General features: G+C 68.8%; 20 protein-coding genes and 1 tRNA gene. 4 read left to right on the top strand and 17 right to left on the bottom strand.

From position 1 onward, the window contains the following. Positions 1-44: 44 nt before the first annotated feature. Positions 45-2,333 carry a glycoside hydrolase family 3 C-terminal domain-containing protein gene (locus tag MRBLMI13_RS11255; RefSeq protein WP_367822548.1) on the bottom strand — a complete coding sequence of 763 codons (2,289 nt, stop codon included), beginning with the start codon at positions 2,331-2,333 and terminating at the stop codon, positions 45-47. A 92-nt stretch (positions 2,334-2,425) separates the two neighbouring features. Here MRBLMI13_RS11255 and MRBLMI13_RS11250 point away from each other — a divergent pair, with 92 nt between their 5' ends. Continuing rightward, complete coding sequence (locus tag MRBLMI13_RS11250) at positions 2,426-3,022, top strand: TetR/AcrR family transcriptional regulator (RefSeq protein ID WP_367822546.1); 597 nt, start codon at positions 2,426-2,428, stop codon at positions 3,020-3,022. Positions 3,023-3,097: 75 nt separating this feature from the next. Here the strand turns inward: MRBLMI13_RS11250 and MRBLMI13_RS11245 are convergent, their stop codons facing one another. The 4 genes from MRBLMI13_RS11245 to serS form a co-directional block, all read right to left on the bottom strand. Next, positions 3,098-4,351, bottom strand: coding sequence for an LCP family protein (locus MRBLMI13_RS11245; RefSeq protein WP_052492826.1), 1,254 nt, complete (start codon positions 4,349-4,351; stop codon positions 3,098-3,100). A 54-nt stretch (positions 4,352-4,405) separates the two neighbouring features. Further along, positions 4,406-4,490, bottom strand: a tRNA-Ser gene (locus MRBLMI13_RS11240). A gap of 42 nt (positions 4,491-4,532) precedes the next feature. Then, positions 4,533-5,354: an HAD family hydrolase gene (locus tag MRBLMI13_RS11235; protein ID WP_042537005.1), complete on the bottom strand. Its 822-nt coding sequence runs from the start codon at positions 5,352-5,354 to the stop codon at positions 4,533-4,535. Next, positions 5,351-6,634, bottom strand: a complete 1,284-nt coding sequence (gene serS / locus MRBLMI13_RS11230) for a serine--tRNA ligase (protein ID WP_367822544.1) — start codon at positions 6,632-6,634, stop codon at positions 5,351-5,353. The genes MRBLMI13_RS11235 and serS overlap by 4 nt, the downstream gene beginning before the upstream one ends. 74 nt (positions 6,635-6,708) lie before the next feature. On the opposite strand from serS, the gene MRBLMI13_RS11225 reads away from it, so the two are divergent. Next, entirely contained in the window at positions 6,709-7,707 is a 999-nt protein-coding gene (locus MRBLMI13_RS11225; protein ID WP_367822542.1) for a diacylglycerol/lipid kinase family protein, read from the top strand. A 30-nt stretch (positions 7,708-7,737) separates the two neighbouring features. Here MRBLMI13_RS11225 and MRBLMI13_RS11220 read toward each other — a convergent pair whose 3' ends face one another. The 3 genes from MRBLMI13_RS11220 to MRBLMI13_RS11210 all read right to left on the bottom strand — a co-directional run bounded on the left by MRBLMI13_RS11220 (position 7,738) and on the right by MRBLMI13_RS11210 (position 10,264). Then, a complete protein-coding gene (locus tag MRBLMI13_RS11220; protein WP_367822540.1) occupies positions 7,738-8,478 on the bottom strand; it encodes a hypothetical protein in 741 nt (246 codons plus the stop codon). Positions 8,479-8,529: 51 nt separating this feature from the next. After that, the gene (gene cls / locus MRBLMI13_RS11215) at positions 8,530-9,990 is read right to left on the bottom strand and encodes a cardiolipin synthase (protein WP_042536999.1); all 1,461 of its coding nucleotides are present in this window, start codon (positions 9,988-9,990) and stop codon (positions 8,530-8,532) included. A 100-nt stretch (positions 9,991-10,090) separates the two neighbouring features. Continuing rightward, positions 10,091-10,264, bottom strand: coding sequence for a hypothetical protein (locus tag MRBLMI13_RS11210; RefSeq protein WP_164481682.1), 174 nt, complete (start codon positions 10,262-10,264; stop codon positions 10,091-10,093). Positions 10,265-10,376: 112 nt separating this feature from the next. On the opposite strand from MRBLMI13_RS11210, the gene MRBLMI13_RS11205 reads away from it, so the two are divergent. Continuing rightward, complete coding sequence (locus MRBLMI13_RS11205; RefSeq protein WP_367822537.1) at positions 10,377-11,495, top strand: DUF4192 family protein; 1,119 nt, start codon at positions 10,377-10,379, stop codon at positions 11,493-11,495. On the opposite strand, the gene lysS is transcribed toward MRBLMI13_RS11205, so the two are convergent. Next, positions 11,488-13,014, bottom strand: coding sequence for a lysine--tRNA ligase (lysS, locus tag MRBLMI13_RS11200; RefSeq protein WP_309694049.1), 1,527 nt, complete (start codon positions 13,012-13,014; stop codon positions 11,488-11,490). The genes MRBLMI13_RS11205 and lysS overlap by 8 nt on opposite strands. Before the next feature lie 81 nt (positions 13,015-13,095). Between lysS and MRBLMI13_RS11195 the strand changes: the two genes are divergently transcribed. Next, positions 13,096-14,934 (top strand): DUF2207 domain-containing protein, encoded by a 1,839-nt coding sequence (locus MRBLMI13_RS11195; protein WP_367822534.1) that lies wholly within the window; start codon positions 13,096-13,098, stop codon positions 14,932-14,934. A gap of 2 nt (positions 14,935-14,936) precedes the next feature. Here the strand turns inward: MRBLMI13_RS11195 and MRBLMI13_RS11190 are convergent, their stop codons facing one another. Genes MRBLMI13_RS11190 through folE form a run of 8 tightly spaced genes read right to left on the bottom strand, consistent with a single transcriptional unit; the run spans position 14,937 to position 21,015 of the window. Next, the gene (locus tag MRBLMI13_RS11190) at positions 14,937-15,641 is read right to left on the bottom strand and encodes a DUF2520 domain-containing protein (RefSeq protein ID WP_042536992.1); all 705 of its coding nucleotides are present in this window, start codon (positions 15,639-15,641) and stop codon (positions 14,937-14,939) included. Then, the gene (locus MRBLMI13_RS11185; RefSeq protein ID WP_367822532.1) at positions 15,634-17,658 is read right to left on the bottom strand and encodes a PH domain-containing protein; all 2,025 of its coding nucleotides are present in this window, start codon (positions 17,656-17,658) and stop codon (positions 15,634-15,636) included. Before MRBLMI13_RS11185 ends, MRBLMI13_RS11190 begins: the two co-directional genes overlap by 8 nt. Then, positions 17,655-18,251: a PH domain-containing protein gene (locus MRBLMI13_RS11180; RefSeq protein ID WP_079112210.1), complete on the bottom strand. Its 597-nt coding sequence runs from the start codon at positions 18,249-18,251 to the stop codon at positions 17,655-17,657. Before MRBLMI13_RS11180 ends, MRBLMI13_RS11185 begins: the two co-directional genes overlap by 4 nt. Beyond that, positions 18,205-18,684 carry a DUF3180 domain-containing protein gene (locus MRBLMI13_RS11175; RefSeq protein ID WP_056375564.1) on the bottom strand — a complete coding sequence of 160 codons (480 nt, stop codon included), beginning with the start codon at positions 18,682-18,684 and terminating at the stop codon, positions 18,205-18,207. Before MRBLMI13_RS11175 ends, MRBLMI13_RS11180 begins: the two co-directional genes overlap by 47 nt. Continuing rightward, the gene (gene folK, locus MRBLMI13_RS11170; RefSeq protein WP_367822529.1) at positions 18,681-19,220 is read right to left on the bottom strand and encodes a 2-amino-4-hydroxy-6-hydroxymethyldihydropteridine diphosphokinase; all 540 of its coding nucleotides are present in this window, start codon (positions 19,218-19,220) and stop codon (positions 18,681-18,683) included. Before folK ends, MRBLMI13_RS11175 begins: the two co-directional genes overlap by 4 nt. Further along, entirely contained in the window at positions 19,217-19,609 is a 393-nt protein-coding gene (gene folB / locus MRBLMI13_RS11165; protein ID WP_367822527.1) for a dihydroneopterin aldolase, read from the bottom strand. The genes folK and folB overlap by 4 nt, the downstream gene beginning before the upstream one ends. A 3-nt stretch (positions 19,610-19,612) precedes the next feature. Further along, positions 19,613-20,413, bottom strand: a complete 801-nt coding sequence (gene folP / locus MRBLMI13_RS11160; RefSeq protein ID WP_309694027.1) for a dihydropteroate synthase — start codon at positions 20,411-20,413, stop codon at positions 19,613-19,615. Continuing rightward, on the bottom strand, positions 20,410-21,015 hold the full coding sequence (gene folE / locus MRBLMI13_RS11155; RefSeq protein WP_309694025.1) for a GTP cyclohydrolase I: 606 nt from the start codon (positions 21,013-21,015) through the stop codon (positions 20,410-20,412). Before folE ends, folP begins: the two co-directional genes overlap by 4 nt. Position 21,016: the final 1 nt, after the last annotated feature.

Here is a 21,016-nt window from a genome sequence, read left to right as displayed (position 1 = left end):
GTCGCAGGACGGAGAGGGCGCTTCGTCGTTCGGACGGTCTGAGATCAGGCCGGCGTCAGCACTCCTGCGTTCGCGCCCTCGAGCAGCTGCTCGACCTGCTCGTGCGTGACGTCGACACCGGGGAATCCGATCAGTCGGCCGATCGGGAACGACGCCATCATCTTCTGCATCGCCTCGTCGTTCGGCATCATCGAGGCGGCCGACGAGTCCGCACCGGTCAGCTCTCCCAGGAATCCGCCGAGGGCGCCCATGACGGTCGGGCCAGCTACGGGGTGCGCGAGGACATCGCCGATCGACGAGTTCATCGTGAGGGGAAGCGAGACGGCATCGCCCTCGACCTGCACGGTCGCGGAAGAACGGATGTCGCGGCTCGACGCGGCGACCTCGACCGTGTACTCGCCGCTCTCGACGATCCAGCGGTCGACGCGCACGTCCCAATAGGCGAGGTCCTCTCGGCGCACGACGAGCTCGACGGTACGGGTCTCACCCGCAGCGAGCGCCACCGATGCGAAGGCCTTGAGCTCGCGCGGCGCGCGCTGCACGGCGGAGGCGACCGGGGCCGCATACACCTGCACGATCTCGCGGCCGTCGCGGGCTCCGGTGTTGGTCACATCGACCCGCACGACGATGTCGCCGCTCTCGCTCGCTGCGACCGACGCCTCGCCATATGAGAACGTCGTGTACGAGAGGCCGTACCCGAAGGGGAAGGTGACGTCGAGGCCCTTCGCGTCGTACCAGCGGTAGCCGACCAGCACGCCCTCGCCGTAGCGGACGTGACCGAACTCACCGGGGAAGCTGCCGAACGAGGGGTTGTCCTCCAGCCGCACCGGAACGGTCTCGGTGAGCTTTCCCGACGGGTTCACCGCTCCGTAGAGCACGTCGGCGACAGCGCCGCCGCCGGCCTGGCCGAGCAGCCACGTCTCGACGATCGCCGGCACCCGCTCGGCGAAGGGCAGCGCGACGACGCCGCCGTTCGAGAGCACGACCACCGTGGTGGGGTTCGCCGCGATCACGGCATCGAGCACCTCCAGCTGCGCAGCGGGCAGATCGATGTGCTCGCGGTCGAAGCCCTCGGATTCCTCGGCAGCGGGAAGGCCGAGGAACACGACGGCGACGTCGGCTGCGGATGCGACGGCGACGGCCTCGGCGCGCAGGTCGTCGGCCGAACGGCCGGATGCCGCGATGTCGCCACCTTCGACCACGAAGCCGGCGGCGTACGTGACGTTGTCTCCGCCCACGGCACGCAGCTCGTCCCACGCGGTGTCGACGCGGGTGGGGTTGATGAGCGAGGATCCGGCTCCCTGGAAGCGCGGCTCGGTCGCGAAGGCTCCGATGACGGCGATCCTCTGCTCGGCGGCGAGCGGCAGCACGTCGCCGTCGTTCTTCAACAGCACGATCGAGCGTCCGGCCGCTTCCCTCGCGAGCGCATGGTGCGCGTCGACGTCAAGGGGGCCTGCGACGGCAGGGCGCCGCTGCGCCTTGCGCACGAGATCGATCGCACGGTCGGCTGCGGTGTCGAGCACGCTCTCGTCGAGCTCGCCGGCGCGCACCGCAGCCACGAGCTGAGCATCCGTCCGCCCGCCCGACGACGGCATCTCGAGGTCGAGACCGGCGGCGACGCCGGCCACGCGGTCGTTCACAGCACCCCAGTCCGAGACGACCACGCCGTCGAAGCCCCAGTCATCGCGCAGCACCTGTGTGAGCAGCCACGGGTCCTCCGAGGCGTAGACCCCGTTGATGCGGTTGTACGAGCACATGACGGTCCACGGCTCGGCATCCTTGACCACGCGCTCGAAGCCGCGCAGGTAGATCTCGTGCAGCGGACGCGGGTCCACGTCGGAGCTCGCGCGCATGCGATCGAACTCCTGGTTGTTGGCCGCGAAGTGCTTGAGCGAGGTGCCGACGCCCTGCGACTGCACTCCACGCACCGAGGCCGCACCGAGGATCCCCGAGACGATCGGGTCTTCGGAGAAGTACTCGAAGTTGCGACCGCACAGGGGCGACCGCTTGATGTTGATGCCGGGACCGAGCACGATGGCGACGTCCTCGATGGCCGCCTCGACGCCGATGGCCGCGCCGACGCGCTCGACGATCTCGGGATCGAACGACGAGCCGATGCCGACAGCGGGAGGGAAGCAGGTCGCCGGCACACTGCTCGAGAGACCGAGGTGATCGGTGCCGCCTGCTTGCTTGCGCAGGCCGTGCGGGCCGTCGGTCATCATGATCGACGGCAGACCGACGCGCTCGATGGCCTTCGTCGTCCAGAAGTCCGCACCGCTGGTGAGCGATGCCTTCTCCTCGAGGGTGAGATCGGATGCCGATGTATCGGTCATGATGTTCCTTTCGCGGCGACGGCGGTGTCCTGCGAAAACTATATGCCAGTAAGTATTGGATCTCAAACGTCGTTCAGGATTACTCTCGAGGGATGGCACGACGAGGTTCATACGCGAAGGGCGTCGCCAGACGCGAGGAGATCCTCGAGAGCGCTCTCGATGTGATCGGCCGCAAGGGCTACCAGAACGCCTCGCTCAGGCAGATCGCCGAGCTGGTCGGCGTCACCCCCGCCGCGCTCCTGCACTACTTCGGCAGCAAGGAGGAGCTCTTCACCGAGGTGCTGCGCAAGCGCGACGAGCACGACGGCATGATGCCGCAGACGCTGAATCCGGTCGACGGCAAGTCCGCGTTCATCGATGTCATCCGCCACAACACCGAGGTCCCCGGAGTCGTCGAACTGTTCTCACGCCTCTCGGTCGACGCCGTCGACCCCGCGCATCCGGCCCATCGGTACTTCCTCGAGCGCAGCGAGAAGCTCCGCGAGAGCATCACCGACAGCTTCGTCCACGACGCCGCCCACCGGGCGACGCTCGACCCGGACACCATGGCACGGGTGATCCAGGCGGTCGCCGACGGACTGCAGCTGCAGTGGATGATCGACCGCTCCGTCGACATGCCGGGCATCATCGGAGCCCTCATGGACGTGCTCTACCCGCCGACCGATCAGCCGGAGACGCCTACGCGCTGAACGCGGAGAACCGCCCACACCCTGACAGGCAGGAGGGGCGGTTCTTCGGGATGGTCCGTGCGGTCGGCGTGGACGTCAGCGGACGTTTCCGTTCGAGCAGGTCTGCTGCGCGGCCGAGTTGCCCTTGATCGTGTCAGGCAGCGCCACGACGTTCTCAGGTGTCGCCGCAGGATCAGGCGTCGCCGCCTCGGCACCCGCGTCGGCGGGCGTCTGCGTGGCCGGATCCGTCACGACGACTCCGTCGTTCTCGGTGTTCTGATGCGTGACCTGCAGCTGGGCGTTCTCGTTGATCGCGTTCCACATGGCCTCGGCGGACTCCTTGTCCGGCACGACGCGGTTGGGGTCGGCCGGGTCCGCGAACGTCGGGTACTGCAGGAAGACGATGTCCTCGAACGGCACGGACTTCACCGCGAGCGCGATCTGCACGATCTTCATCGGGTCGGCGAGCGAGGTGCTCGCCTCGACGTTGTCGAGACCGGTGGTCGCGAGCTTCAACATCATGGGGACGTTGCCGAGCGTCTCGCCGCTGATCAGCGTGCGCGCCAGGCTCGACATGTACTGCTGCTGGTTGCCGATGCGTCCGAGGTCGCTGCCGTCTCCGACGCCGTGGCGGGTGCGGAGGAACTGCAGAGCGGTGATGCCCTCGATCACGTGGTTTCCGGCTGCCAGATCGAGGCCCGTGTAGCGGTCCTTGATCGGAGAGGCGAGGCACACCTCGACGCCGCCGATCGCGTTCGTGATCTCGATCACACCGCCGAACGTGACCGATGCCGCGAACTGGATCTCCTGCCCGGTGAGGTCGGAGACGGTCTTGGCGACGCAGTTGAGTCCGCCGTCGGTGTAGGCGGTGTTGATCTGCTGCTTGCTCATCGCGGAGTGCACGTCGCCCTCGGCGTCTTCGCACTCGGGGATCGGCACCATCATGTCTCGGGGCAGGCTGACGACGGTGATGCGGCGGGGCTCCTCCGACACGTGCAGGAGGAGATTCACGTCATTGAGCGTGCCTTCGGAGTCGGCGCCGGTGCAGCGTTCGCCGAAGTACTGCGCATAGGCCTCTTCGCACGTGTCGACACCGGTGAGGAGCATGTTGAATCCGCCCTCGTACTCGCTGATGTCCGGCGGCAGCTCCTCGGTGCTGTCCAGCTCGACCGCGTTGGCCGAGACCGTGCTCGAGAGGTCGTAGACGATGTACGAGACGACGCCGAAGCCGCTCACCAGGACGACGGCGAGACCGATCGCGATGAACGTCAGAAGCTGGCTGACGGGGCCCGGCGAGTGGAGCTGTCCGTGTCGCGCGATGGTACGACGGCGTCGGGTGTGAGGACTCACTCGGTGCCTTTCGGTTTCAGCGTGCGGTGCGGGGGGACACCGTTCCCTGGAATGCGGAGGGTGTGGGATTCGAACCCACGAGACATCTCTGCCCACTGGTTTTCAAGACCAGCTCCATCGGCCACTCGGACAACCCTCCCGACAGACGAATCTGCCGACAAGCCGTGAGTCTAGCCGAGTTCTATTCTCTCGCGCTGACCTGGGCGGCCGCTGGAAGCGTGTTCAGTGCCATTGCGAGCCCGCCGTCCTCGACGTCGCCGGTCACCTCGCCCGCGGCATCCTTGACCTCTGCGGGCGCCTGCCCCATGGCGACGGCACGGCCGTCGAGCCCCAGCGCCCACCCGAACATGCCGATGTCGTTGCGTCCGTCGCCGGCCACGAAGACCTGCCCGCGCTCGAAGCCGAGCTCGGTGCGCACGCGCTCGAGCGCCGTGCCCTTGTCGACGCCCTGCGGCGCGATGTCGAGCCACGCCGTCCAGCCGATCGCGTACGAGACCTCGTTGAGTCCTGCGTCCGCGACGAGGCGGTGGAAGTCCTCCTCGTCGTGCCCCGGCGACACGACGACGACACGGGAGACCGGCTCGGCGACCAGCTCTTCGAAGCCGACCTGTCGTCCGCCGTCGAGCGTCCAGTCGTCCAGGTGCTCGGTGTACAGCCTGAGACCCGAGCCGAGCTCGACCATGTACCGGGCCTCCGGCAGGCGGTCGCGCAGAAGAGCGAGCACAGGAGACGGATCGAACGTCTCGATGTGCCACCGCTCCCACTCGTCGCCCACCCGACGCATGGTCACCGCTCCGTTCGAGCACACCACGAACTGCGGGGTCAGCTCGAGCTGCTCGACCCAGCGACGCGTGGCCATCCAGCTGCGTCCGGTGGCGATCGTCACCTCATGACCGGCATCCCGCAGCCGCGCGACGGCCTCGGGCACCCCGGGGCTCATCGTCTCGTCCTGCAGGATGATCGTGCCGTCGACGTCGAGCCCGACGAGCCAGGGGGCCGTCACGCGGTCGGCTCCAGAACCTCGAGTCCGCCGAGGTAGGGCCGAAGCACCTCCGGCACGCGCACAGAACCGTCGGCCTGCTGATGCGTCTCGAGCAGCGCGACGATCCAGCGGGTCGTCGCGAGCGTGCCGTTGAGGGTCGCCACCGGCTGCGTCTTCGCGGTCTGGCCCTCGTGAGCCTCGGGCCGGTGTCGGATGTCGAGGCGGCGCGCCTGATACGTCGTGCAGTTCGAGGTGGAGGTGAGCTCGCGGAAAGCACCCTGCGTCGGCACCCACGCCTCGATGTCGTACTTGCGCGCTGCACTGGAGCCGAGGTCGCCTGCTGCGACGTCGATCACGCGATAGGCGAGGCCGAGCGAGGTCAGCATCTCCTCCTGCAGCGCCACGAGACGCAGGTGCTCAGCTTCCGCATCCTCCGGGGTCGTGTAGACGAACATCTCGAGCTTGTTGAACTGGTGCACCCGGATGATGCCGCGGGTGTCCTTGCCGTGCGAGCCCGCCTCGCGGCGATAGCAGGTCGACCAGCCGGCGTACCGCAGCGCGCCCTTGCCCAGATCGAGGATCTCGTCCTTGTGGTATCCGGCGAGCGCGACCTCGCTGGTGCCCACGAGGTACAGGTCGTCGTCCTTGTCGAGGTGGTAGACCTCGTCTGCGTGCTCGCCGAGGAATCCGGTGCCCTGCATGATCTCCGGCCGCACCAGGGTGGGCGTGATCAGCGGGACGAAGTCGTTCTGCAGCGCCTTGTCGAGCGCGAGGTTCATGAGCGCGATCTCGAGACGAGCCCCGACGCCGCGCAGGAAGTAGAAGCGAGCACCAGACACCTTCGCGCCGCGCTCCATGTCGATCGCACCGAGTATCTCACCGAGCTCGAGGTGATCACGGGGTTCGAAGTCGAATGCGGGCACCTCACCGACTCGGCGCAGCTCGACGAAGTCGGCCTCGCCCCCGGCGGGGACGCCGTCGATGACGACGTTCTCGATGCGTGCGAGAGCAGCGGCCAGGGCCTCGGCAGCCTCATTGGCCGCCTGCTGCGCCTGCTTGACGCGCTCGGCGAGATCCTTGGCCTGCGCCACGAGCGCCGCCTTCTCGTCTTTCGGCGCCTTCGCGACCTGCTTGCCGAACGCGTTCTGCTCGGCCCTCAGCTCCTCGAACGCGGCGAGCGCCGCGCGGCGCGATCGGTCGGCCTCGAGCGCGATGTCGACGGTGCCCTGGTCGTTGCCACGGGCGGCCTGAGAACGGCGGACGATCTCCGGATTTTCGCGGAGGAGTGCGAGGTCGATCATCCACCAAGTCTATGGTGCGGCCCGGGCGCGTCCGCCGCGACCGGGTGGGTCGACGCCCGGGTTAGAGTAGCGCCATGACCACGAGCGCCACCGGCCGACGCCAGGCGGCGCTCATCTACAACCCGATCAAAGTCGACGAGAAGCATCTGCGGGCCAGAGTCCGCGCGCTCTCGAGCGAGGCCGGGTGGGAGCACCCGGCCTTCTATCCGACCACGATCGAAGACCCCGGCCAGGCTGCGACGGCCCAAGCCCTCGCCCGCGCCGTGGATGTCGTGCTCGTGGCCGGCGGCGACGGCACGGTGCGCGCGGTCTCCGAAGCCATCGCGAACACCGGGGTGCCACTCGCGATCCTGCCGAGCGGCACCGGAAACCTGCTGGCGCGCAACCTGGGGCTCCCGCTGGCCGACCCGGACGAGATGATCCGCGCGGCGCTGGGCGAGTTCCGCCACGCGATCGACATCGGCTGGGCGCGCCTGACGCGGGAGAACGGCGAGCACGAGGAGCACGCCTACGTCGTTCTCGCGGGCGTCGGGCTGGATGCCGACATGATCGCCAACACCCGCCCAGACCTGAAGAAGTCGGTGGGATGGATCGCCTACGTCGACGGAGCCGCGAGGTCGCTCGTGACCGCCGAGCCGTTCCGCTCCGTGTTCCAGATCGACGACGGCCGCCTGCACTCGACCAAGGTGCACAGCATCCTGTTCGCCAACTGCGGCACTCTGCCGGCGGGCATCTCTCTGATCCCCGACGCGTCGATCACAGACGGCGTCCTCGACGTCGCCGTGATCCAGCCCACCGGCATGTGGGGCTGGCTCGGGGTCTGGCGCAAGATCTGGTGGGACAACTCGGTGCTGCGGCGCTCACGCGCCGGTCGCCGGGTGCTCGAACGTCGGGGCCGGGATGCCTCGGTGCACTACTTCCGCGGAGCCGCCGCCGAAGCGGCCGTGACCGCCCCCACCCCGATCGAACTCGACGGCGATGAGTTCGGGACCGCGGTGCGCATCACCTGCCGCGTCGACCCCGGGGCGCTCCTGCTGGCCCTTCCCGCCGACCATCCGGTCGCGTCGTTCTGATCGCTGCGGCTCGGGCGTCCGAATGCTGCGTCAGCCCCGAACGTCGACCGTGCCGTCGAGGCCGCCGCCGACGAGCGTGAGAGTGAAGGCGTCGTCATCGACGGCATCTTCGCCGAACTCCAGGATCGTCGCACGCGGCGCCATGTCCATGGTGCACACCTGGTCGTCGTCGGTCGCGAAAGTCGCCGTGCCCGAGGCGCCAGAGCCCTCGAGATCCTCGACCACGGGGGCGCAGCTCGACGAGCCCCAGGTGAGCAGGACCAGCGAGCCGTCGTCGAACCAGCCGGCGGTCGGCGCGTACTCGGTCGATGAGCCGGGAGTGCCGGTGAACGAGGGGTCGCCGTCGAGATCGACGTCGTCGACGACGTCGCCGTAGGTCACCTGCAGGGTGATCTCCTTCGTCGGGTCGACACCTTCCGGCAGCGCACCGACGCTCGCACGCGACGCCAGGTCGGCCGTGCATGCCTTCTCGCCGTCTCCCTCGGACTCCGGCTCGACGAGTGTCACCGAGACGGTCTGCCCTTCGGCCGTCACCGTGTCGACCTGCGGAACGCAGGTGGAGGATCCCCAGGTGACGACGGCGAACATCCGGCCGTCGTCGAGCAGCGTGCCTTCGACGTCATCCGAGTCGTCCGTGCTCTGGCCGGGCCCGCTCGAGGGGTTCGAGGTCGCCTGCGACCCGGTGGCCCCAGGACCGATCGTGCACCCTGCGACGAGCAGCACGGCGGCCAAGGACGAGAGTGCGGCGATGACACGCGATGGGGATTCCATGCACACAGGGTACCGGCCGCGGTCTGCGGAGGGCACCCCCGCCGTGCCGCCCTACTGCAGCGCCGAGGTGAGGCGCGCGAGGTTGTCGAGGACGGTCGAGCGCAGAGGCTGCTGCATCCACTCCTCGAGAGTCAGCTCCCTGCTGAGGGAGCGGTAGACGTCTTCGACGGCGCGCATCTCGGAGACGAACTCCTCGCCCCGCACCAGCATCGACACCTCGAGGTTCAGACCGAACGAACGCATGTCCATGTTGCTCGAGCCGATCACGGCGACCTGGTCGTCGATGGTGAGGCTCTTCGTGTGCAGGATGTAGGGCTTGCGGTACATCCAGATCCGCACCCCGGCCTTGAGCAGCGCCTCGTAGTAGCTGCGCTGCGCGTGATAGACCATCGCCTGGTCTCCCTCTTCGGAGACGAACAGCTCGACCGCGACTCCACGGTCGACCGCGGCGGTGACGGCGAGCAGCAGCGCCTCATCCGGCACGAAGTACGGGCTGACGATCATGATCTTCTCTTTGGCCGCGTAGAGCAGCCCGAGGAAGAGACGCAGGTTGTTCTCGACCTCGAACCCGGGCCCCGACGGCACGACCTGGCAGTCGAGATCTCCCGACCCGGTCTCGGCGTGCGAGATGTCGATCTCCTGCAGAACCTCGTCGGTCTCGCTGTACCAGTCGCTGAGGAAGATGGCGTTCACACTCAGCACGACGGGGCCGTCGATGCGGACCATGAGGTCGACCCAGTGCAGACCGCGCTTGATGTTCTTGGGCAGGTTGTAGGTCGAGTCCGTGACGTTCTGCGAGCCGAGGAAGGCTACTTTGCCGTCGACGACGAGGAGCTTGCGGTGGTTGCGCAGGTCGGGCCGCTGCATGCGCCCCTTCAGCGGCTGCACCGGCAGCATCAGATGCCAGTTCGCGCCCATGCGATCGAGCCGCCTGACGGTCTGCCGATACTTCGGCTTCCATCTGTTCGCCCAGTGGTCGAGGAGCACGCGGACGTGCACGCCGCGCTCTGCGACCTCTTCCATCGCGCGGAAGAAGTTGTCTGTCGAGGCGTCGGCCTGGAGGATGTAGAACTCGATGTGGACGTAGTCCTCGGCCTTGCGGATCTCGTCGGCCATCGCGTCCAGCGACTCCTGATAGTCCGCGATCAGATGCGCGCCGTTGTCCCCCGAGATCGGCAGTGCTCCGAGCCTGTGGTTCATCTCGACGAGCGGGGGGAACCAGCTCGGCGCATCCGGTCGCAGGGTGCCGAAGTGCAGGTGCTCGCTCGTCTCGGCGATGTACTCGTTGATCTGATCCTGCTTGCGGCGGCGGGCGCGCGGCAGGCGCGGGTTCCCGATGAGCAGGAAGAGGAAGACGCCGATGAACGGGATGAAGAAGACCGCGAGCAGCCACGCCATCGCCGCAGTGGGTCGCCGGTTGCGCGGGATCACGATGATCGCCGTGATGCGGATCGTCAGGTCGAGGGCGATCAGGAACGCCGCGGTCCACCAAGCCCAGATCTCGGGCGTCATCCCTCGTCCTCTCGGCCGGTCGGCACTGCGACGCCGGGCGCGTCAGTGGGCACCGCGGACGGTGCGCTGGCTACACAGTAGCCGATGGTGCCGACGCCGCTCAGGAGCGCGGCGGCAGACCGCGCGCGGCCCGCTCCTCGGCCTCGATCCGTGCGTGCACCTTGCGTTCGGTGCGATCGAACCGCAGGATTCCGCGGAGCACGAAGAAGAACACGACGCTCACCCCGATGGTCGGGATGATCGACCATGCGGCTGCGAGCCAGAAGTTCTCCATGGCTCCATGGTACGCGACCCACTGCTCCTCCACACTCGGGGGCCTGCAGCGGATCGACGATCGGCGCTGTGGAATCGGACCGTCACGACAGTGGTGCGATGAGACTCGCCGGATGACAACACTGCTCCGTGCTTCCGGCTCCGCTGAGTTCCTCAGCATCGTCCCCTCCCTCGCAGGCTTCACCCCGACCGAGAGCCTCGTCCTGCTGCCGTTCCGAGGCACACGCACCTACGGTGCGATGAGACTCGACCTCCCCCGCGACGACGTCGTGCTCGAGGACTACGCGGATGCCGCGGTCGGTCTGGTCTCACGAGTCGAGCGAACGGATGCGGTCGCGCTCGTCGTCTACACGGACGAGGCTGCGCAGCAGACGCGCGATGGGCTCGTCCTCCCTTTCGCCGTGGAGGTCGACGAACTCCTCGGGCGCGCGGAGGACGCGGGACTGCGAATCGTGGACGCGCTCTGCGTGACCCCCGGCGGCTGGTCGAGCTATCTCGTCGGCGACCCGCAGCTCCGCGCTCTCGATCGCACGGCCCCTGAGGTGCCCGGCGTCGGCGACGTCTCAGGCGACCAGCGTGCCGGCGCAGTTCTGCCGACGGCAGGCTTCGCCGATAAGGAGAGGGTGGGGCGAGCGCTGCGTGACGTCACCGACCTCCTCGCGCGGGGCGGAGAGGCCGGGCCGACGGGCGCCGAGAACCCTCAGGCGATCGCTGCGCTCGTGCTCCTCGAAGACATCCCGGCATTCTTCGAAGCCGTGCTCGCGTCACCCGATGATCTGCCGCCCTTCGCCACCGCCGCACTCCTCTGGTGCCTCGAGCGCCCGCTGTTCAGAGATGTGGCACTGACGCAGTGGGCGACCGATGTCCGCGGCGGCGAACGCACACTCGAGGCGCAGCTCACCTTCGCCGACTCGGGTTCCACGGTGCCGGACGACCTCGGCGAGGTCTTCCTCGGTCGAGGGCCCACTCCCGATCCGGAGCGGCTCGGGGTCGCCCTCTCACTCGTCCGGACCGCCGCAGCGCTCGCGCCGCGAGACACCAGACCCGCACCGCTCACCGCTGCGGCATGGCTCTCGTGGGCGCTCGGCCGATCGAGTCACGCCGGGCAGTACCTCGATCTCGTGCGGGCGATCGACCCCGAATACGGCCTCGCCGCCCTGCTCGAGACGATGATCAGCGCGGCGATGCTGCCGGAGTGGGCTTTCAGACGCGGCGCGACGCCCGCTACTTGACCAGCGGGAACAGGATGGTCTCGCGAATGCCGAGCCCCGTGATCGCCATGAGCAGGCGATCGATCCCCATGCCCATTCCCCCGGACGGCGGCATGCCGTGCTCAAGTGCCCGCAGGAACTCCTCGTCGACGGGCATCGCCTCGACATCTCCCCGAGCGGCGAGCTTCGCCTGTTCGACGAAGCGCTCGCGCTGGATGACGGGGTCGACGAGCTCGGAGTATCCGGTCGCCAGCTCGAAGCCGCGGATGTACAGGTCCCACTTCTCCACCACGCCCTCGATCGAGCGGTGCTCGCGCACGAGCGGCGAGGTGTCGACGGGGAAGTCCATCACGAAGGTGGGGCGCACGAGGTCACCCTTCACGAAGTGCTCCCACAGTTCTTCGACCAGCTTGCCGTGCGTCGCCTGAGCGGGCAGGTCCACACCGTTCGCCTCGGCGAACGCGATCAGGTCCTCGACCGAGTCGCTCGGCGTGATCGTGCGACCGGAGGCCGCCGACAGCGACTCGTACATCGAGATGCGATCCCATTCGCCGCCGAGGTCGTACTCGGTGCCGTCAGCCCAGGTCACCGTGGTCGAACCGGCCACCGCGATCGCCGCCTGCTGCACGAGCTCCTGCGTCAGGGCGGCCATCTGGTTGTAGTCGCCGTAGGCCTGGTAGGCCTCGAGCATCGCGAACTCCGGGCTGTGCGTCGAGTCAGCGCCCTCGTTGCGGAAGTTGCGGTTGATCTCGTACACCCGCTCGATGCCGCCGACGACGGCGCGCTTCAGGTAGAGCTCGGGCGCGATGCGCAGATAGAGCTCGGTGTCGAAGGCGTTCGAGTGCGTGACGAACGGACGAGCGGATGCTCCACCGTGCTGCACCTGCAGCATGGGCGTCTCGACCTCAAGATAGTCGTGGCTGCCGAACGTCGCCCGAAGGCTCGCGTTGACCGCGGCGCGGGCGCGCACGGTCGTACGCGCCTGCTCGCGGACGATCAGATCGAGGTAGCGGCTGCGCACACGCCCCTCCTCGCTGAGCTCGGAGTAAGCATTGGGCAGCGGCAGGATCGCCTTCGAGGCGATCGCCCACGCATCGGCCATGATCGACAACTCGCCTCGGCGGCTGGAGATCACCTCGCCGTGCACGAACACGTGATCACCGAGGTCGACGTACTCCTTCCAGTCGGCGAGCGACTCCTCCCCGACGTTCGCGAGCGAGATCATCGCCTGGATCCGCGAGCCGTCGCCGGCCTGCAACGTCGCGAAGCACAGCTTGCCGGTGTTGCGGCTGAAAACCACGCGACCGGCGACGCCGACGACGACACCCGTCTCGGCACCGGCTTCGAGCTCGCCGTACTCGGCGCGCAGCGCGGGGATCTGGTGGGTCACGGGCACACTGACCGGGAAGGCTCCCCCGCCGGCGTCCGCTCGGTTCGCGACCAGACGCTCGCGCTTGGCCAGGCGCACGGCCTTCTGCTCGTGCACGTCTTCTTCGGTGGCGGCGGTGGTCGTGTCGGGCGCGGCAGACGCGTCAGTCATTCGGGGCTCCTTGAAAAGTCGTGTCCAGTTTACCGAGGTCGCGTCCCTCGCCCCGCGGTCGAGTCTGGGTAGCCTCGAAGCATGGCAGCCTCCAGACTCGCCCACGTTCTCGTCACGACCGGTCTCGCCGCCGCTGCGCTGCTCATGTCAGCGGCTCCCGCTGCCGCAGCAGCGCCACCCGCGGCCCCCGCGTCCGGTGCGACGGCGGTCCGCGCCGATGTCGACGACTTCGCGTACGCGTCGTGGGACGCGCGCTACGAGGTGGGACTCGACGACGACGGGCGCGCCCGCATGCACGTCACCGAGACCCTCACGGCGCGCTTCCCCGACATCGACCAGAACAAGGGGATCGTCCGCGGACTGCCGACCAGCTACGAGAATGCGTGGCTCGATCCGCGTGTGCTGTCCGTGACCGACGAGACCGGCGCCGACGTGCCGTACGAGACCGAGAACGAGGACGGACTGCTGCTGGTCCTCACCGGCGACGACGACTACGTGCGCGGACTCACGACCTACGTCATCGAATACGAGATGCGCGACGTGATCCTCGCCGCCGACTCCGGCGTCGACGAGTTCTACTGGGACCTGCTGCCGCTCGACAGCACTCAGCGCATCGAGGCCTTCCATGCTGAGGTCGCGTTCGACGAGGCGATGACGGATCGGATGACCGGCGACGCGCGCTGCTACGCCGGCTACCAGGGCTCGACAGACGAGTGCGACCTGGTCGCATCCTCGGACGGCTCGCAGCTCGGTGTCGAGGCGACGGAGCTCTCCCCCGGCGAGGGCATCACGATCGCCGTCGGATTCGAGTCGAACACCGCCGCGCAGCCCTCGGCTCGGCAGCCCAACCCCGTGACCGACACAGTGCCCGCTGTCGCCGCGCTCGGTGGACTCGCGCTCTCGGTCGCCAGCTGGTTCACCGTCTCTGCCTTCAAGAGGAACCGGCGCAAGGCCAGCGGCATCATCGTGGCCCAGTACGACGTGCCGGACTCCCTGCCGCCGCTGCTCGCCGCCGCGATCGTGCCCGGAGCCAAGGATCCGATCCCGGCCGAGATCATCCACCTCGCTGTGCGCGGCACGCTCCGCATCGAAGAGGGGACGGACGCCGAACAGCCGCGGCTGCGGCGCCTTCCGGGAGGCCGGATCCCCGACCAGCTCGATGTCGAGGCGCTGGACGCGCTGTTCGCCGGCGCGGACTCCTCGGGTGTCGCCGAACTCCCCCACGCGAGCGAGGAGTTCGCCGCTCGCATGAAGACCCTGTCGCAGCACGGCATCGAGGCGGCTGTCTCACGCGGGCTCACCACGAAGGCCCGCAGCAGGGGCGCGATGATCGTGCAGTGGTGCGCGATCGGCATCGTGCTGGTCGGCTTCGCCCTGGGCATGTCGGGGATCATCGCGGGGAGGGTCTCGGCGATTCCCGCGTTCGTGGCGATCGCCTTCGGCGCGTTCCTCGTCTTCCTGTCATCCTTCTACAGCTTCTCGAGGCACACGGTGCTCTCTGCCGAAGGGGCTCGGCAGTACGAGTACCTCATGGGCGTGCGGGAGTTCATCCGCGTCGCTGAAGCCGATCGGCTGCAGATGCTCCAGTCGTACTCCGGCGCCGAGCGGCGGCAGGACGGCAGCGCGAACGTGATCGTCGTCTACGAGCGCCTGCTCCCCTACGCGATGCTGTTCGGCATGGAGAACGAATGGGGAGCCCTGCTCGAGCAGGTGTACGCCTTCGAGCAGCGCGGGGCGACGTGGATCGGCGACCCCAGCACACCGTTCGTCCACGGCCAGCTCATCGCATTCGCCGCCTCTTCGCAGGCTTCCGCGACGTACTCGGCGCCGAGCGCCAGCAGCTCGTCGAGCGCAGGCGGATCGTTCGGCGGCGGCTTCTCGGGCGGCGGCGGGGGCGGCGGTTTCTCGGGCGGTCGCTGACCTCAGAGGAGCGGCTGCGGGCCGGACGCGTCTCGGAGCGCCCGCTCGACGGTCGATTGCACGAGTGCAGAGAGATAGCCGCCCGGGTTCTCGATGCCGAGTTCGCCGAGGCGCGAGGTGGACTGCGCGATGATCGAGCGCGAGAACTCGGTGACGGTCTGGATCGCGTCGGCATAGGCCTCACGATCCGCCTCCGATATCACCACCGGCTCGCACCCCATCTCGACGGCCAGTGCCTGCGCGATGGGCAGCACTGCGGCGGGAGCGGTGACCGCCGCATAGCTCGCCTGCAACTGACGCAGATCGACCGAGGTGCCCGTGAAGGCGATCGCCGGATGCACAGCGAGCGGGATGGCTCCGCTCGCGGCCGCAGGTCGCAGCACCTCGATGCCGTGACCGGGATCGGTGTGCAGCACGAGCTGGCCGAGCTGCCAGCCTCCGACCTCGGCGATGCCTGTGATCAGAGCGGGCAGCTGGTCATGCGGCACGGCCACCACGACGAGCTCGCTGCGACGCACGACCTCCAGAGCATCGAGGATCGGCACGTCCGGCAGCACCGCTGATGCCCGGTCATCGTCCGAACCGCTGGTGATTCCCGTGATCGCGTGTCCCGCTCCGGCGAGAGCCGCACCGATGACGGGCCCCACGCGCCCGGCCCCGATGATGCCGACCCCGAGGCGCCCGTCACGGCGCAGCGGATCACTCACCGTTCGGAGCCGGCGGCGCCGGAGGTGCCGGAGAGACGGGCGGCGCAGGAGGCGGCGAGACCGGCGGCGCGGGAGGCGGCGAGACCGGTGGCGCAGGAGGCGGCGAGACCGGCGGCGCGGGCGGTGCCGGAGCCACGGCCGGCCGAGCAAGAGGCGCCTGCGGAGCCGCAGGAGGTGCCGGAGGTGCCGGAGGTGCCGGAGGCCCAGTCGGAGAACCGACCGGAGCAGCAAGCGGCGCGGGAGGCGGAGGAACGGGAGCCGCGAGATCGGGAGCCGCGGTGTCCGCCCCGGCGCCCGGGTACCCGGGAACCTGCGCCCCCTCGGCATCCGTCACGTACTCACCCCATCGATGGGTGTGATCGCGCGCTGCGGCGGCGACCGCTGCCGAGCTCACGCCATCGAGGAGATACAGGGCGTCGTCGCGCTCGAGACCTGACAGATACCCCGTGATGAGGCCCTGCACGGAGTGCACCTGCGCACCTGAGACACGCTGCGCGCGATCGATCGGCCCCTGAGAGAGCGACACGCCCTGCAATCGTGCGAGCGGGAAGATGGCCAGCTTGCGCCAGACGACTCCGCGCCTGAGCAGCAGTCCGAACTCGGTCAGCGCGAAGCCGTGCCGCTTCCACGACACAGGTCGGCGCCACCATGCGCGCCGCGGCATCGTCCGATAGGGATCGCCCTCGACCGGACCGAGGATGCCGTGCTCCCAGACGAGCGGGATGTCGGCGACCGGAGCATCCGGCAGGATGAGTGCGAGCACCCGTTCGACGTCGGCGCGCTTGCCGACAGGCAGCACGACGTTGAACTGCTGTGCGGAGCCCGACGACTGCTGCGCGGCGCTCTTGCCGCTCATGCGGTTGATCCTGATGGTCCACCAGCCGAACGGACGCCACAGCAGCGACTGCGTGACCTCCACGGCGAAGATGCGCCCCGGAGGCAGCGTCTCGGTCACGGTCGTCAGCAGACCGTAGGTGATCCGCACGCCATCGGGCGTCGGAGCGATCGAATAGCGCAGCGACTTCGAGATCTGCGCCCAGGTGATTCCGACGATCGCGATGATCATGGGGATCCCGATGCCCAGCGTGATGCCGAGGCCGAGGAACCCGCCGATCGGATCGCCGTCGATCAGGGATCCGATCGCGACGCCGCCGACCGCCACGCCGAAGATGATCCCGAAGAAGACGAACCAGATCACACTCGAGATCAGCTGCGACCCGACCAGGCGACCGGTCGGGATCTTGACCACGCTCTCGGGCTCGACATCGGCGAGGTCGACGCCGCTGATCAGATCGTTGACCCCGGCGTTCACCGACCCGACGAGCTGCGCTCGCGCCGAACCAGGCGCACCGCCGGCGGCACCCGCGGCATTCGAGGGCCGCACTCCGGCTGCGGCATCCGCAGCTGTCAGTCTCGCCGCGCGCGCACCTGAGGCGAGACGCAGGATGTCGGTCCGCACCGCCTCTGCGCGCGGCGTCGCGAGGTACTCGAGCTCGACGTTGGAGTCTGTGCCCGCCCCGACGACCTCGAGCTTCGCGAGTCCGATGATGCGCGCGGGGAACGGGCGGGTGAGGTTGACGCCCTGAACCCGATCGAGCGGTGCGCGCCGGTGCGAGCGGAAGACGATGCCCTTGCGCACCTCGACATGATCGCCGGTGATCCGGAACTGCTGGAACCGCCACACGAACCAGAAGACGAGCACGAGCACGGCGACGAGCGCCAGCACGCTGAGCAGCACCACGATGAGCAGGTTGTTCTCGAAGACCCAGTCGACGGGATCACCGCCCGAGTAGTCGTCGTAATGCACCTCATCGGGAGTGAAGAACTCGACGAACCAGGCGATGAGCCGATCACGCAGGTTGGCGATCGCGATACCCGCGATGATGATGAGCGCAAGCCCGCCCTTGAAGAGCGGGGTGAGCGGGTGCATCCGGTGCCACTCGCCGTCGGCGAGGGTCGCGTCCCGCGCCGGGGATTCGGCCGGTGCCGGGGGCGATGGGAAGGACTGATCGCTCACAGGCCCGTCCGGCGGGTCTCGGCGACGGCGATCAGGGTGTCGCGCAGCGCCTCGGCGGCAGCCTGGGCGAGTCCGGGGATCTGCACGCCTGTCGTCGCGGCGGCGGTGACCATCTTGAGCTGCGAGACGCCGAACGCCCGGTCGAGGGGCCCCTGCGTGATGTCGACGAGCTGCATGCGGCCGTACGGCACCGCGATCATGCGCTGCCAGAGGATGCCCTTGCGGAAGACGATGTCGTCGTCGCGGAGCATGTACCCGATCGCCTTGGCCTGCCGTGGGAGGATCACCAGCGTGATCAGAGTGATGAGCACGATGACGCCTGCCGGGATCCACACCCAGGTCTGGTCGAGCACCAGCGCCAGCACGAGGGCGGCCGCCAGCACGAACGCGACGAAGATCAGATTCTGAAGGACCTGCGAGACCACGTAGCGCGGCGAGATCTGATGCCAGGTGCCGTCGAGCTCCAGCCTCGCCTCGTTGCGCACGGTGCGCAGCTGCGAGTAGGTGCCCTGGTCGAGGGCAGCGAGATCGGTGACCTCCGTCGAACTAAGCGGTGCCGGGGTCCCCGGCTCGATCTCTGGGTTCTGAGTCATCAGGATCCTTCGGCAGGGTGCAGAACTGTTCGGCGATGAGCGCGACGACCGCGAGCACGATCGCGCTTCCGATCAGTGCCACCATCGCCACAGTCGACCCTACCGGGGGATCGATCGGCCTGGAGAGAAGGAACGCCAGCAGCCCCGCGCCGAACCCGGCCATGATCGCCCCGACCAGGCTCGATGCGCGGGCGAGCGTCACCGCGCGGGTCGCGCGGAACGGATCGATGCGGATGCCGTTGCGAACGCTCGCACGCACCGGCCAGGCGACCCCCAGCGAGGCCCCCGCGATGAGCAGCAGCAAGACGGGCAGGAGCAGCGACGGCGTGAAGGTCGTGCGGCCCATCGCCGTCAGCATGTGGTCGAGGACGAAGCCCCCGGCCGCGGCGAGCACAGCGAGGACCGCGAGGAGTCCGAGGGAGGTGCGCTTCATGAGCGCTCCCGGCGACGCAGCCCGGCGACGAGCTCGGCGACGGGACCTCTGCCTGGCAGCACGGCGTCACTGTCGAGCTCGAGCCACGGTTCGAGCACGAACAGCCGCTCGAAGGCACGAGGGTGCGGCAGCTGCAGACCATCGCGGTCGGCCGACTCGTCGCCGTATGCGATCAGGTCGAGGTCGAGGGTTCGATCGCCCCAGCGCTCATGGCGCTCACGTCCGTGCTCGTCCTCGATCGCGTGCAGCATGCCGAGCAGGATCGACGGGGCGAGGCGCGTGGTCACCAGCGCGACCGCGTTCACGTATCCGGGGGCCTCCGGATCAGGCCCATCGAGCCGCAGCGCCACCGTCTCGAACAGCGACGACAGGCGCACGTCTCTGACCAGCGGCAGCCGCGCGATGCGCTCGGCTGCGGCGCGGATCGTGTCCTCGCGATCGCCGAGATTCGCGCCGAAGGCGACGACGGCCACGGCCTCCTCCCGCCCGGGTCGCGGGCCAGGCAGGCTCGGCGGGTTGGCCAGGTTGCGACTCATCGCGATGCCTCCTCGGCGGATCGCTGCCGCGCCCGGTGCACCGTGACGGCGACATCGGAGAACGTGAGCGGGATCGGGGCGTGCGGCTTGTGCACGGTGACGGTGACCGAATGCACCCGAGGGTCGGTGAGCGCGACGGCGGCGATGCGCTCCGCGAGCGTCTCGATGAGGTTCACCGGCTCGCCCGCGACGACCTCGGCGACCTTCTCTGCGAGCTCTCCGTAGTGCACGGTGTCGGCCACATCGTCCGATGCGGCCGCGTCGTTCAGCGGCATCCTGAGGCGAAGATCGATCGTGAACTCCTGGCCGTTCTCGCGCTCGTGGTCGTAGACGCCGTGCCGACCGAACACGGTGAGTCGTGTCAGGGCGATCTCGTCGAGGACATCCATGGTCTACCCCTCCCAGGCATGCACGATGGCCAGGGCATCGCGAGTGGCGCCGACATCGTGCACCCTGACGGCCCAGACTCCGGCGCGAGCGGCGAGCGCGCTCGTGACGGCCGTCGCGAGGTCCCGTCGCGCTTCGGAGACGGTCGCCGGGTCTGCGGCGATGCTCTCCGCGAGGAACCTCTTGCGAGAGGTGCCGACGAGCACGCGGGGTCCGAGGGCGACGATCTCGTCGAGACCGCGCAGCACGCCCCAGTTCTGGTCGCCCTTCTTCGAGAACCCGATGCCCGGATCGACGATCAGTCGCGACGGCGCGATGCCGGATGCCGCGGCCTCGCCCATGCGCTCGTGCAGCTCCCCCGCGACCTCGCGGGCGGCACGACGGTATTCGGCGTGCGCATACATGTCGGATGGGAAGCCGCGCCAGTGACCGATCGCGTAGTCGGCGCCGGATTCTGCGACCGCCGCGAGCATCTCGGGGTCGGCCAGTCCACCGGAGACATCGTTGACGATCCGTGCCCCCGCACGCACGGCTGCCGCGGCGGTGGAGGCGTTGATGGTGTCGATGCTCACGGGCGCTCCGGCCGCGACGAGGCGTTCGATGACCGGGAGCACGCGCTCCTGCTCGACCTCGACTCCCACCCGCTCGGCGCCGGGCCTGGTCGACTCGCCGCCGACGTCGAGCACGGTGGCTCCGTCGGCCCGCAGCCGCAGGCCGTGCTCGACTGCCCGATCGACGTCGAGATAGCGGCCGCCGTCGCTGAACGAGTCGGGCGTGACGTTGACGATGCCCCAGATGCCTGTCATCCGTGCGCCATCCCCGAGCCCGACGCCCCGATCAGCGCGATGAGCTCGGCCCGTGCGATCGGCTCGGTGTATTCGCCCCTGGCGGCGATCGTGAGCGTCGAGGCCTCCGGCTGTCGTCCACCGCGCATGGTCACGCAGCCGTGGCTCGCGTCGAGCACCACGAGCACGCCACGGGTGTCGAGATGCTCGGCGATCGTGTCGGCGATCTGCTCGCCCAGGCGCTCCTGCACCTGAGGGCGACCGGCGAGTATCTCGACCACGCGCACCAGCGCTCCGAGTCCGACGACCTGCTCCCCCGGCAGATAGGCGATGTGCGCACGCCCGGCGAACGGCAGCAGGTGGTGCTCGCACACCGACCGGAAGCGGATGTCTCTCAGCAGCACGGCACCCGACGGGAGGGTGTCGGGAGCAGGACCCCGAGCGACGCTGATCGTGTGCGCGAGAGGAGCCGCCGGGTCCTCGCCCACGCCTGCGAAGAACTCCGCATAGAGATCCCCCAAGCGGGTCGGTGTCTGCTTCAGGCCCGGACGATCAGGGTCTTCGCCGATCGCCTCGAGCAGTTCCCTGGTGAGCCGTTCGACACGCGCGCGGTCGACAGACACG

This window comes from Microbacterium sp. LMI13-1-1.1, assembly GCF_040815625.1.
Classification (GTDB): Bacteria; Actinomycetota; Actinomycetes; order Actinomycetales; family Microbacteriaceae; genus Microbacterium; species Microbacterium forte.
Note: the sequence above shows the minus strand (reverse complement) of the source record. Positions and strands in the feature narration are given on the sequence as shown.

Bases quoted from the DNA above. Each gene is read 5' to 3' on its own strand.
- folB (WP_367822527.1), bottom strand. From the start codon at position 19,609: ATGGATGTCCTCGACGAGATCGCCCTGACACGACTCACCGTGTTCGGT.
- MRBLMI13_RS11175 (WP_056375564.1), bottom strand. From the start codon at position 18,684: ATGAAGCGCACCTCCCTCGGACTCCTCGCGGTCCTCGCTGTGCTCGCC.
- lysS (WP_309694049.1), bottom strand. From the start codon at position 13,014: ATGACTGACGCGTCTGCCGCGCCCGACACGACCACCGCCGCCACCGAA.
- folK (WP_367822529.1), bottom strand. From the start codon at position 19,220: ATGAGTCGCAACCTGGCCAACCCGCCGAGCCTGCCTGGCCCGCGACCC.
- MRBLMI13_RS11205 (WP_367822537.1), top strand. From the start codon at position 10,377: ATGACAACACTGCTCCGTGCTTCCGGCTCCGCTGAGTTCCTCAGCATC.
- MRBLMI13_RS11210 (WP_164481682.1), bottom strand. From the start codon at position 10,264: ATGGAGAACTTCTGGCTCGCAGCCGCATGGTCGATCATCCCGACCATC.
- MRBLMI13_RS11225 (WP_367822542.1), top strand. From the start codon at position 6,709: ATGACCACGAGCGCCACCGGCCGACGCCAGGCGGCGCTCATCTACAAC.
- MRBLMI13_RS11250 (WP_367822546.1), top strand. From the start codon at position 2,426: ATGGCACGACGAGGTTCATACGCGAAGGGCGTCGCCAGACGCGAGGAG.
- serS (WP_367822544.1), bottom strand. From the start codon at position 6,634: ATGATCGACCTCGCACTCCTCCGCGAAAATCCGGAGATCGTCCGCCGT.
- folP (WP_309694027.1), bottom strand. From the start codon at position 20,413: ATGACAGGCATCTGGGGCATCGTCAACGTCACGCCCGACTCGTTCAGC.
- MRBLMI13_RS11195 (WP_367822534.1), top strand. From the start codon at position 13,096: ATGGCAGCCTCCAGACTCGCCCACGTTCTCGTCACGACCGGTCTCGCC.
- cls (WP_042536999.1), bottom strand. From the start codon at position 9,990: ATGACGCCCGAGATCTGGGCTTGGTGGACCGCGGCGTTCCTGATCGCC.
- MRBLMI13_RS11180 (WP_079112210.1), bottom strand. From the start codon at position 18,251: ATGACTCAGAACCCAGAGATCGAGCCGGGGACCCCGGCACCGCTTAGT.
- MRBLMI13_RS11255 (WP_367822548.1), bottom strand. From the start codon at position 2,333: ATGACCGATACATCGGCATCCGATCTCACCCTCGAGGAGAAGGCATCG.
- MRBLMI13_RS11220 (WP_367822540.1), bottom strand. From the start codon at position 8,478: ATGGAATCCCCATCGCGTGTCATCGCCGCACTCTCGTCCTTGGCCGCC.